The organism is Streptosporangium sp. NPDC003464 (assembly GCF_053588315.1).
Genome location: NZ_JBSFPS010000311.1, coordinates 1 through 11,166, shown reverse-complemented (window position 1 = coordinate 11,166; position 11,166 = coordinate 1). Strand labels below are relative to the sequence as shown.

The window sequence follows — 11,166 nt, the reverse complement described above, 5'->3', positions numbered from 1 at the left end:
ACCGGGACAGCACATTGGTGATCAGCGAGTGGGTCCCGCCGTAGAGCGGGGCCGGGGCGACGATGTGCGTGCCCGCGCGCAGGAAGGTCATCAGGACCGCGTTGACCGCGGCCATCCCCGACGCGAACGCCTGCCCGGCGACGTCCTCGGGCGCCGCGGCGCCCTCCAGCGCGGCCACCGCCGCGGCGAAGGCGGTGGTGGTGGGGTTGTCGATCCGGCCGTGGGCGGAGCCGGAGCCCCCGCCCTCGAACGCCTCGGCGAGCTGGCCGGAGTCGGCGAAGCTCCACGCGGAGCTGCGCCACACCGGGGGGCCGAGGGGGGTCCGCCGCGGCGCCGGCGGGGCGGGCAGGTGCGCCGACCGGGTGTTCTCGCCCTGCCGTCTGCGCGCGCGTCGGTTCACACGCCGTACCGTTCCGGCTTGGGGGTGCGGGACATCAGCAGCATCGCGGCCTCGCTGGGGGGCAGCCCGTCATGGACGACGGCCACCACCACCTCGGTGATCGGCATCTCCACATCGTGCTTCCTGGCCAGCTCCAGGACCGACTCGCAGGACTTGACCCCCTCGGCGGTCTGCTTCGTCGCGGCGACGACCTCGGCCAGGGTCATGCCCTGCCCGAGATTCTTGCCGAAGGTGCGGTTGCGGGACAACGGGGAGGTGCAGGTCGCGATGAGGTCGCCCATCCCGGCGAGCCCGGCGAAGGTGTGCGGATCGGCGCCGAGCGCCGCGCCCAGCCGGGAGATCTCGGCCAGCCCGCGCGTCATCAGCATCGCCCCGACGTTGTCGCCGAGGCCCATCCCGGCGGCGACGCCGACCGCCAGGGCGATCACGTTCTTGACCGCCCCGCCGAGCTCCACCCCCACCACGTCGGGGTTGGTGTAGGGGCGGAACCACGGCGGCAGGTGGCAGACCGCCTGGAGCCGTTCCATGGCCCGCTCGTCGGTGCAGGCGACCACGGTCGCGGCGGGCTGGCCCCGGATGATCTCCCCGACCAGGTTGGGGCCCGACACCACCGCGACCCGCTCCTGGGGCACCTCGGCGACCTCGCAGATCACCTCGCTCATCCGCTTGGTGGTGCCGAGCTCGATGCCCTTCATCAGGCTGACGAGCACTGCGTCGGGCGGCAGGTCCGGCTTCCAGCCGATCAGGTTGGACCGCAGCGTCTGGGAGGGGACCGCGAGCACCACGAAGTCGGCGCCGTCGAGCGCCTCGGCGGGATCGGTCGTGGCCCGCAGGTTCTCGGGCAGCGTCGCGCCAGGCAGATAGTCGGGATTCTCGTGACGGCGGTCGATCGCCTCGACGACCTCCGGGCGCCGCCCCCACAGGATCGTCTCGGTGCCCGCCCCAGCCATGATCATCGCGAAGGTGGTGCCCCACGATCCCGTGCCGAATACAGCCGCCTTGGTCATTTCATCACCGTACGCCGAAGTCAGTTGTCGGAAGGTCTCTTGAACGGCGCCTCTGGCGCCTTCTCCTCGCGTAACTCAGCGAGCAGGTCCGTGATGGCCGCCATGATGTCGGCGGTCGCCTCGCGCAGGACGTCGGCGTGGAGCGGCTGTCCCTCGTACTTCGACAGGTCGACCGGCGGGCCGGTCAGCACGCGGAAGGTCTTGCGCGGGAAGAGGTCGGGCTTCTTGCTCCCGTAGGGGAGGATCTCCTGCGCGCCCCAGTGGGCCACCGGGATGACCGGCGCGCCGCTGGACAGGGCGAGCCGGGCCGCTCCGGTCTTGCCCTCCATGGGCCAGAAACGGGGGTCGCGGGTGCAGGTGCCCTCGGGGTAGAACAGCACGCACGCCCCGTCGGCGAGCCTCCGCTCGGACTCCTTCAGCGAGCGGATCGCCTCGGAGCTCCCCCGGTAGACCGGGATCGCCATCAGCGACCTCACCATGTGCCCGAGCACCGGCACCGAGAACAGTCCCGACTTGGCCAGGATCGTCGGCCAGCGCCCGTTGTCGTAGAGGTAGTGAGACAGCAGGACGGGGTCCACCCAGGAGAGGTGGTTGGTCGCCAGGATGATCCCGCCCTCCTTGGGCAGGCGGTCGGCCCGGCGCCAGTCCTTCTTGACCAGGAGCCACGCGATCGGCTTGACGATCGCGACTGCCACGGCGACCCAGAACCGGGAAGGCCATCCAGGGCGTCTCATGAGCTCCTCCATGTAAGCGGGATGCGCCCTAAGTGTCCCGGTTGACTCTGCGGGATGTCGAGGCGGGATGCTTAAGGCTATGCCTGCTTCGGAGAGTTCCGGCTGGACCTTGGTCGTCCCTGTCAAGACACTGGTCGCCGCCAAGACCCGGCTGTCGGAGGCGGCCGGCCCGCACCGGGCCGCGCTGGCCGTGGCGATCGCGTGCGACACCGTCGAAGCGGCGCTGAGCTGCCCGATCGTCACGCGGATCGTGGTGGTGACGGGCGACCCGGTGGCGGCCGAGGCCCTCGGCGGGGTGGGGGCCCATGTGGTCGGCGACCCCGAGGCGGGGCTGAACGCGGCGCTGCGGCACGGCGCCCAGGAGGCGGTACGGCTGGCGCCCGGCGGTGCCGTCGGCGCGCTCCAGGCCGATCTCCCCGCGCTCCGCCCGGCGGAGCTGGCACTCGTGCTGGCCGCCGCGGCGGAGTTCGACCAGGCGTTCCTGCCCGACGCCGCCGACGTCGGCACGACCTTCTACGGGGTGCGGCCCGGCGTGCCGTTCACCCCGGGGTTCGGCGGCGAGTCGCGCGACCGTCACCTGCGGCGCGGCGCGAAGGAGATCTGCCTGGAGGGGATCGACTCGGTCCACCGGGACGTGGACACCCCCGACGACCTGCGGGCGGCCCTGGCTCTCGGCGTGGGCTCCCGCACCCTGGCGATGGCGGAGAAGATCAGGAGGGAGCCCCCCGACGGGGGGGCTCCCTCCGTGTGACAGCGGCGGTCAGTGCCCCGCGTGCGCCTGTGACAGCAGCGGTCAATGCCCCGCGTGCGCCTGTGACAGCAGCGGTCAATGCCCCGCGTGCGCCTCCTCGCGGGCCTTCCTCGGCAGCAGGAAGGCCGTGAGGAAGGTCAGCAGGAGCATGCCGGCCACCACCCACAGCACCACCCGCATCGCCCCGGCGATGTCGGGGTGCGGCCCCCCGTCCACCAGGTCGAAGAAGACCGTGCCGAGCAGCGCGACGCCGAAGGCGCCGCCGAGCTGCTGGACGGCGGTCATCGTGCCGGAGGCCGAGCCGGTCTCGTGCTGCTCGACCCCGGCCAGCACGATGTCGAAGAAGGGCGCCATCAGCAGGCCCATGCCGATGCCGGTCACCGCCAGGGCGGGGACGAACTGCCAGGCGGTCACCGTCGCCCCGGCCAGGGTGATCGTCAGCAGGACGCCGAGTGTGCCGAGCGCCATGATGAGGACGCCGCCCTGCAGGACCTTGCGGCCGAACCTCGACACCGCCTGGGCCAGCCCGAAGCCGGCGACCATGGCCAGCGACCAGGGGATCATCACGAGAGCGGCCTTGAGCGTGGAGTATCCGAGGCCGATCTGCGTGTAGAGGTTGAACACCAGCGTGAAGCCCGACATGGCGGAGAAGAAGACCAGGCCGGTCAGCAGGCCGCCGGTGAAGGCCCGCTTGCGGAAGAGGCTGGGCACGACCAGCGGGTCGCCGCCCATCCGGCTCTTGCGGGACTCGAACCAGCCGAAGACCGCGAAGACCACGACCGAGGCGCCGATCATGACGAAGGACCAGGCGGGCCAGCCCTCCTCCCGGCCCTGGACGAGCGGGAAGACCAGGAGCAGGCCGGCGGCCGAGGCCAGGATCACACCGGGGACGTCGAGCCTGAGCGGGTGCGGGGAGCGTGACTCGGGCAGGAAGCGCAGCCCGGCGGCGAGGGCGGCCAGGCCGAGCGGCAGGTTGATCAGGAAGATCATGCGCCAGCCGGTGCCGAAGAAGTCGGCGTCGATCAGCCATCCGGCCAGGATCGGCCCACCCACCGAGGACAGGCCCATGACCGGTCCGAACATGCCGAAGGCCGCGCCCACCTCCTTCGGCGGGAACATCTCCTTGATCAGGCCCAGCCCCTGCGGCAGCATGACCGCGCCGAACAGACCCTGCACGACCCGCGCGCCGACGAGCAGTTCGGGCGACTGGGCGAGGGCGCACAGCAGGGAGCCCAGGGTGAACCCGGCCGCGCCGATGAGGAACATCCGCTTACGGCCGAAGATGTCGCCCAGCCGGCCACCGGTGATCAGACCCACGGCCATGGACAGGGTGTAGGCGGCGCCGAGCCACTGGATCGTGGCGGCGGTGCCGCCGATCTCGGCCTGGATCGTGGGCGAGGCGATGTTGGTGACCATGGCGTCCAGGAGGTCCATCACCTCGGCGGCGAGGATCACGAACAGGGCGACCCAGCGCCATCGGTAGGCGGGTGGCTCGACGGCCGCTATGACCGGGGTTGTCATGTCTGTGGCCAATTGAGGCTCCTCATATGTCTGCGGGGGATGTCCACCACCGATGAACAGTGTTCACTGTAATTGAGCAATGTTCTTATCATGAACAGTGTTCTTCGAGGTGTGCGGTGTTCACGATATATCTCATGCAACCACAGATCAAGATATATCGTGAAGGTGAGCGCCGTTCGACTCAGTGAGCGTTGTTCACTTGAGCGTTACACTGGCGCCATGAGTGACGAGTTGCCCGCGCTGCCCTGGGAGCGGTCCCGTCGCAGGACGCCTCGCGTCCGGATCCCGCTCACCCCTGACCGGATCGTCGACGCCGCCTACGCGGTGCTCGACCGCGAAGGCTACGACAAGCTGAGCATGCGCCAGGTCGCGGCCGAGCTCGGCGTCGCGGTCTCGGCTCTCTACGCCCACGTGAGCAGCAAGGACGAGCTGTTCGAGCTGATGTACATCCGGATGTTCCGCGGCTGGACCCTGCCCGACGCCGATCCCGCCCGCTGGCGTGAGCAGATCATGGAGTTCGCCAGGAGCAGCCGGGCCAGGCTGCGGGAGCACCGCGACCTGGCCCGGATCTCCATGAGAAGCGTGCCGTTCAATCCCGAGGTGCTGCCGCAGGTGGACCGCCTCCTGGGCGTCTTCCGCGCGGCGGGTCTCCCCGACCGGGTGGCCGGAGCCGCCGGCGACGTGATCTCCACCTTCATCGACGGCTTCGCCTACGAGGAGAACATGTGGGAGGACCGCCGCCGCGAGGCGGAGGAGGGCACCTGGACAGAGCTCCAGACCATCATGAACCAGTATTTCAAGGATCTGCCGGCCGACCGGTTCCCCAACCTGGTCGCCCTCTCGGACTTCCTGATGGACAAGTCCAACGACGACCGGTTCGAGCTGGGCATGGAGATCATCGTCCGCGGCCTGGCCTCCATCGCCGAGGAGGCCCGGCAGGCCGGAGGCTCAGGACCCTCCGGCGGGCCGGAACCGGCGGACGGGCGGGGTGACGCCGGCCACGGTGAGCGCGCCGCGCCGGAAGAGCTACGCTGATCGCGTGCAGGCGACGGTGCGGACCTTTGACGCGACGACCCGGTCGGGGTCGGTGTTCCTGGACGACGGGACCGAGGTCCCCTTCGGCGCGGCGGCCTTCGACGCCGGGCCGCTGCGGCTGCTCCGTCCAGGACAGCGGGTGAACATCGTCATGGACGACGGCCAGATCACCTACGTCACGCTCTCGACCTTCCCCCTGCCGGACCGGAGCGCGGACCCCCGTCCCTGACGGCCGGGCGCCCCTCGTCACCCGCCCTTGACGGCCGGACGCCCCCGCGCCCGTCCCCGCCGGACCGGGTGCCCCTCGTCACCCGGCGGCGGCCGCCCCCGTCCCGGACAGCCGGACGCCCGGATCCCCTCGGCGGGGATCCGGGCCGTCCGCGTGAGGCCCTACTTTTTCTTCGCGGCCTTCTTTCCCTCCACGTTGACGAGCTCCTTGAAGTCCGAGCCGGGACGGAACTTCGGACCCCAGCTCTCGGCGACCTTGATCTCGGCGCCGGTCGAAGGGTTACGGGCCGTGCGAGCCGGCTTGTGCACCATCTCGAAGGCGCCGAAGCCGGTGATGGAGACCTTGTCCCCGCCGGCGACGGCCTTCTGAATGGCGTCGAGCACCGCGTTGACGGCCTCGGTGGCTGTCTTCTTGTCGCCCACCCGATCCGCGATCGCGTCGACGAGTTCCTTCTTGTTCATAAAGGTTGCTCCCCCTGTTACCGATGTCTGGGAGTGGGTCATGAGGCAGAAAACCCGTCTCACCCGATTTGTCACGGCACGGGGTCCCAACTGAACGAGAAACCCCTTGCCCGCTTGAAATTAGGGGACGGAGCCGCGCGACTCAATCACCTTCCGCAATGTTTCCAGCACTCGGCGTATCTGAAACCAGAGCATCAAGGTCTAGAAGGAATAAATCAAGACGCCCCGCTGCATGGCTGAGATCGCGTTTGGCGACGTCACAGATGGAGAGCAGGCGCCTGCTCAGGCGCTCCCTCTGATCAAGGGGAACGGGCAGCACGCGGACGCGGCGGTGCGCATCGCGCAGCCGCCACGCCAGCTCGTTTTCTGAACGCGTCAGACGGTCGTCGGCAGCCATGGCTGCCGCCTATTCTCGTATGCCGCGACGTCATCGGCATTACGCAGGGTCAGCCCGATGTCGTCCAATCCCTCCATCAGACGCCAGCGGGTGTAGTCGTCGATTTCGAACCCGGCGATCTCCCCGGCCCAGCGGACCTGGCGTTCCCCCAGGTCAACCGTGATTTCCAGGGCGGGATCGGCCTCGACGGCGGCCTGCAGGGCCTCGACCGTGGCGGCCGGCAGGACAACGGGCAGCAAGCCCATCTTGGTGGAATTATTACGGAAGATATCGCCGAAACGGGCCGCGATCACGGCGCGGAAGCCGTACTGCTGCAGGGCCCAGACCGCATGCTCGCGCGAGGAGCCGGTGCCGAAGTCGGGCCCGGAGACGAGGATCGAGGCGCCCTCGTGGGCGGGGTCGTTCAGGACGAAGGACGGGTCCTCGCGCCAGGCGGAGAACAGGCCCTTCTCGAATCCGGTCCGGCTGACCTGCTTGAGCCAGACCGCGGGGATGATCTGGTCGGTGTCCACGTTGCTGCGGCGCAGCGGCACGGCCCGGCCGGTGTGAGTGGTGAAAGCTTCCATGATCGGGATCTCCTAGGCCAGGTCGGCGGGCGCGGTCAGTTTGCCGGTGACGGCGGTCGCTGCGGCGACCTGCGGGGAGACCAGGTGGGTGCGGCCCCCCTTGCCCTGGCGCCCCTCGAAGTTGCGGTTGGACGTCGACGCGCTGCGCTCGCCCGGGGCGAGGGTGTCGGGGTTCATGCCCAGGCACATCGAGCAGCCCGCCTCGCGCCACTCCGCGCCCGCGGCCTTGAACACCTCGTGCAGCCCCTCCTGCTCGGCCTGGAGCTTGACCAGCATCGAGCCGGGGACGATCAGCGTGCGGGTGACGACCTGGCGGCCGCGCAGCACGTCGGCCACGGCCCGCAGGTCCTCCAGGCGCCCGTTGGTGCAGGAGCCGACGAAGACGGTGTCCACCGCGACCTCACGCAGCGGCGTGCCCGCGGTCAGGCCCATGTATTCCAGCGCGCGCTCGGCCGCGGCCGGGTCGTCGGTGTCCTGCGGGGCCGGCACCGCCGCCCCCAGGGGGGCGCCCTGGCCGGGGTTGGTGCCCCAGGTGACGAACGGGGTCAGCGCCGTGGCGTCGATCTCCACGACCGTGTCGAAGACGGCGTCCTCGTCGGTGGCCAGCGACTTCCAGTATTCGACCGCGGCGTCCCAGTCGGCGCCGGTCGGCGCGTGGGGCCGGCCCTTCAGGTATTCGAACGTGGTCTCGTCCGGGGCGATCATGCCCGCCCGGGCGCCCGCCTCGATGGACATGTTGCAGACGGTCATCCGGCCCTCCATGGAGAGCTTGCGGACGGCCTCGCCGCGGTATTCGACGATGTATCCCTGGCCGCCGCCGGTGCCGATCTTGGCGATGATCGCCAGGATCAGGTCCTTGGCCGTGACGCCGACCGGCAGCTCGCCGGAGACCTCGATGGCCATCGTCTTGGGCCGGTAGGCGGGCAGGGTCTGGGTGGCCAGCACGTGCTCCACCTCGGAGGTGCCGATGCCGAAGGCGATGCCCCCGAAGGCGCCGTGGGTGGAGGTGTGAGAATCACCACAGACGATCGTCATGCCCGGCTGGGTGAGGCCGAACTGCGGCCCGATGATGTGCACGACGCCCTGGCCGGCGTCGCCCATGGGATGCAGCCGGATGCCGAACTCCGCGCAGTTCTTGCGCAACGTCTCGACCTGGGTGCGCGACACCGGGTCCTTGATCGGGCCGAGGAGGGTCGGGACGTTGTGGTCCTCGGTGGCGATCGTCAGCTCCGGACGGCGGACGGGACGGCCCGCCATGCGCAGGCCGTCGAACGCCTGCGGGCTGGTCACCTCGTGAATGAGGTGAAGGTCGATGTAGAGCAGATCGGGTTCTCCGTCGGCACGTCGCACAACGTGCTGCTCCCAGACCTTCTCCGCCAGCGTGCGGCCCATGTCGCCTCCTTGCGATCGCTTTCCGCACCCCACTTGCTTTCTCATATGTCGAGACGGCAGTATCGGTGTATGGACAACTCTAGCGGAGTCGGCGTACTCGACAAGGCCGTGCTCGTGCTCAATGCCCTCGAAGCCGGTCCGGCGTCCCTCGCACAGCTCGTCCAGGCCACCGGTCTGGCACGCCCCACCGCCCATCGGCTCGCCGTCGCGCTGGAGCACCACCGCATCGTCTCCCGCGACACGCAGGGCCGGTTCGTGCTGGGTCCTCGCCTGTCGGAGCTGTCCACGGCCGCCGGGGAGGACCGGCTGCTGGCCGTCGCCTCGCCGGTGCTGATCCAGCTGCGCGACCTCACCGGGGAGAGCGCGCAGCTTTACCGGCGTCAGGGCGACGAGCGCGTGTGCGTGGCGGCCGCCGAGCGCTCCAGCGGGCTGCGCGACACCGTTCCGGTCGGCGCCGCGCTGCCGATGCTCGCCGGGTCGGCCGCCCAGATCCTGCTCGCCTGGGAGGAGCCGGACCGCCTCCACCGGGGCCTGCGCGGGGCCAAGTTCACCGCGGCCACGCTGGCGAGCGTCCGGCGCCGGGGCTGGGCGCACAGCGTCGGCGAGCGCGAGCAGGGCGTGGCCAGCGTCTCGGCGCCGATCCGGGGCGTGGGCGGCAAGGTGGTCGCCGCGGTCTCGGTCTCCGGCCCGATCGAGCGCCTCACCCGCACCCCCGGCAGGCTGCACGCCGCCCCCGTGGTCACCGCCGCCGAGCGGATCACCGAGACGATGCGGCGGGCCAACTGAACCGTGCGATATGGGGAGGCGAGCACCCTTGCGGCCCCCTAGGCTGGGTAGGTGACAGATCGCATCGAGGCAGCCGCCGCTGAACTGCGTCCCCTGCTCCAAGAATTCATCCTCTGGGCGCGCGAGAACGCACCCGGCAGCGATGCCAACCTGGTCGGCTCGGTGGTCCTGTGGCACCGGCTGATCGCCTCCGACGACGTGGGCCGGTGGAAGCGGGCCGATCTGCGCACGGTGCTGCTCGACCGGATGCCCCAGGTCGTGGAGGACCCGGACGCCGCCGCCGACGGCATGGTGCCCGCGGTCCGCGCCTACCTGACCTTCCTGTCGGAGACCGACCGGCTCTCCAAGGGCTCCGCCTCGCTCAAGGACCTGCTCGCCGAGCTCGACGACCTCGAGGACGACTTCGTCGACGCGATGGAGGACCTCGTCGCCGAGCAGGACGACGAGGACGAGGAGGACGAGGAGGAGGACGAGGGGCTGGGCGACTTCGAGCCGTTCGCCGACGAGCTCGCCGAGCTGCCGACGATCCGGCTGCGTCCCGACGCCGAGCTGGCCGCGGCCACCCGGGCCGCACCGCTGATCGCCAAGGCGCGCGACCTCGCGGTCTGGGTGGGGTCCGAGCGCCGGGTGGGCGAGACGAGCCTGCTCACCGACGCCGAGATCACCGAGGCCCTGGCCGCCCTGGGGCTGCCCGCGCCCAAGGGGGGCGACAGGTCGCTGGCCGACTCGGTGCCCGCGCTCTGGAACATCTGGAACCTCGCCATCGACCTGGACTTCCTCCAGCCCGAGGGCGAAGACACCGTCAGCGCGGACGCCGACACCGCCGACTGGCCCTTCGAGGAGGACGACGACGCCCTCGACGTCTGGATGGCCGGCCTGCACTCGATCGACTACGGCGACCCCGAGCTCGAGGACGAGGACGCCACGATCGCCCTGTCGGGGCTGACCCGGGCGCTGCTGGTCCGGGTGCTCCTGGCGACCGGCTCCAAGCCGCTGGCCGAGCTCCGCACCGAGCTGGCCGAGGCCGCCGCCGAATACGACGAGCAGGGCGCCGAGGCCTGGGCCGCGGCCACCGCCCAGTACGGCGACCCGCTCAGCCCCGTCCTCGACTGGCTGGCCGGCTACGGCATGGTCGAGGTCGAGCACGACCAGGTACGGCTGACGCCGCTCGGCATGGAGGGCGTGGTCCACCTGGCCGACGACGCCGACATCGAGCTGGACGCCCGGCCCGCCATCGACGCGATGACGGCCCTGGACCTGCTCTCCTTCAGCGCGGAGCTGCCCGAGGAGGAGGCGGACGCCGAGTTCGCCGCCTGGATGGAGCTGCGCGAGCCCGACCGGGCCGCCAAGGAGCTGCTGGAGGCCGCGGCCGAGGACGACGCGGACGCCCTGGTCCGGGTCCAGGCGGCCAGCATGGTCGGCTCGCTCGGCGAGGTCGCCGTGCCCGCGTGGCAGGACGCCCTCGACGAGCCGTCCCTGCGCCCCTACGCGGCCACCCACCTGGCCCAGCTCGGCGTCGACGACGCTCCCCCGCCCACCCAGGCCGACACCCACTGGCTGATCCTCGACATGCTGACCATCTCCGCCGGTCTCGGCCGGCCGGAGTTCGTCAGCAGCCTCGACGACATCGGCAACGTGCCGAAACTGATCAACCTCCTCGACGTGATCTGGAAGGTGCCCCACCCGCACCTGGAGGAGCTGCTGGAGGCGATCGGCAAGGCCCACCCGGACAAGCAGGTGGGCAAGGCCGCCAAGCGGGCCCTGTTCAAGGCCCGTTCCACCAACAACTGAGGTGACGGGGGGTGGGCCGGGGCCGCCGTCCGCGCCGTCATCCAGGCCGGGCCTGGCAGCGCGGTCCGTGTCCGAGCGGGATCCGGCCGGGTCCAA

The 11,166-nt window shown here is 70.7% G+C and carries 13 protein-coding genes; 5 read left to right on the top strand and 8 right to left on the bottom strand.

Going from position 1 to position 11,166, the window contains the following annotated elements; translation table 11 throughout:
- From ACWDS7_RS41835 to ACWDS7_RS41825, 3 genes are all read right to left on the bottom strand, one after another.
- Positions 1-400: PLP-dependent transferase (locus ACWDS7_RS41835; protein WP_451933802.1), on the bottom strand; the 400-nt coding region annotated here is incomplete at its 3' end.
- Positions 397-1,407 carry an NAD(P)H-dependent glycerol-3-phosphate dehydrogenase gene (locus ACWDS7_RS41830; protein WP_306865038.1) on the bottom strand — a complete coding sequence of 337 codons (1,011 nt, stop codon included), beginning with the start codon at positions 1,405-1,407 and terminating at the stop codon, positions 397-399. The genes ACWDS7_RS41835 and ACWDS7_RS41830, both read right to left, overlap by 4 nt.
- A gap of 20 nt (positions 1,408-1,427) precedes the next feature.
- Positions 1,428-2,141, bottom strand: coding sequence for a lysophospholipid acyltransferase family protein (locus tag ACWDS7_RS41825; RefSeq protein ID WP_306865036.1), 714 nt, complete (start codon positions 2,139-2,141; stop codon positions 1,428-1,430).
- A gap of 67 nt (positions 2,142-2,208) precedes the next feature.
- Between ACWDS7_RS41825 and cofC the strand changes: the two genes are divergently transcribed.
- On the top strand, positions 2,209-2,892 hold the full coding sequence (cofC, locus tag ACWDS7_RS41820; protein ID WP_451933801.1) for a 2-phospho-L-lactate guanylyltransferase: 684 nt from the start codon (positions 2,209-2,211) through the stop codon (positions 2,890-2,892).
- A 75-nt stretch (positions 2,893-2,967) separates the two neighbouring features.
- On the opposite strand, the gene ACWDS7_RS41815 is transcribed toward cofC, so the two are convergent.
- Positions 2,968-4,425, bottom strand: coding sequence for an MFS transporter (locus ACWDS7_RS41815; RefSeq protein ID WP_451933800.1), 1,458 nt, complete (start codon positions 4,423-4,425; stop codon positions 2,968-2,970).
- A gap of 207 nt (positions 4,426-4,632) precedes the next feature.
- Between ACWDS7_RS41815 and ACWDS7_RS41810 the strand changes: the two genes are divergently transcribed.
- Both ACWDS7_RS41810 and ACWDS7_RS41805 read left to right on the top strand, forming a co-directional pair.
- On the top strand, positions 4,633-5,448 hold the full coding sequence (locus ACWDS7_RS41810) for a TetR/AcrR family transcriptional regulator (RefSeq protein WP_451933799.1): 816 nt from the start codon (positions 4,633-4,635) through the stop codon (positions 5,446-5,448).
- Between the two features lie 4 nt (positions 5,449-5,452).
- Complete coding sequence (locus tag ACWDS7_RS41805) at positions 5,453-5,677, top strand: hypothetical protein (RefSeq protein WP_451933798.1); 225 nt, start codon at positions 5,453-5,455, stop codon at positions 5,675-5,677.
- Between the two features lie 161 nt (positions 5,678-5,838).
- Here ACWDS7_RS41805 and ACWDS7_RS41800 read toward each other — a convergent pair whose 3' ends face one another.
- The 4 genes from ACWDS7_RS41800 to leuC all read right to left on the bottom strand — a co-directional run bounded on the left by ACWDS7_RS41800 (position 5,839) and on the right by leuC (position 8,493).
- Positions 5,839-6,138, bottom strand: a complete 300-nt coding sequence (locus ACWDS7_RS41800; protein WP_306865021.1) for an HU family DNA-binding protein — start codon at positions 6,136-6,138, stop codon at positions 5,839-5,841.
- 142 nt (positions 6,139-6,280) lie between these two features.
- Entirely contained in the window at positions 6,281-6,535 is a 255-nt protein-coding gene (locus ACWDS7_RS41795; RefSeq protein WP_306865018.1) for an SCO5555 family protein, read from the bottom strand.
- Positions 6,514-7,101 (bottom strand): 3-isopropylmalate dehydratase small subunit, encoded by a 588-nt coding sequence (gene leuD, locus ACWDS7_RS41790; RefSeq protein ID WP_306865014.1) that lies wholly within the window; start codon positions 7,099-7,101, stop codon positions 6,514-6,516. Before leuD ends, ACWDS7_RS41795 begins: the two co-directional genes overlap by 22 nt.
- A 12-nt stretch (positions 7,102-7,113) precedes the next feature.
- Positions 7,114-8,493 (bottom strand): 3-isopropylmalate dehydratase large subunit, encoded by a 1,380-nt coding sequence (leuC, locus tag ACWDS7_RS41785; RefSeq protein ID WP_306865012.1) that lies wholly within the window; start codon positions 8,491-8,493, stop codon positions 7,114-7,116.
- Positions 8,494-8,562: 69 nt separating this feature from the next.
- Here leuC and ACWDS7_RS41780 point away from each other — a divergent pair, with 69 nt between their 5' ends.
- Both ACWDS7_RS41780 and ACWDS7_RS41775 read left to right on the top strand, forming a co-directional pair.
- A complete protein-coding gene (locus ACWDS7_RS41780) occupies positions 8,563-9,279 on the top strand; it encodes an IclR family transcriptional regulator (RefSeq protein ID WP_306865010.1) in 717 nt (238 codons plus the stop codon).
- A 51-nt stretch (positions 9,280-9,330) separates the two neighbouring features.
- Complete coding sequence (locus ACWDS7_RS41775) at positions 9,331-11,070, top strand: hypothetical protein (RefSeq protein ID WP_451933797.1); 1,740 nt, start codon at positions 9,331-9,333, stop codon at positions 11,068-11,070.
- Positions 11,071-11,166: the final 96 nt, after the last annotated feature.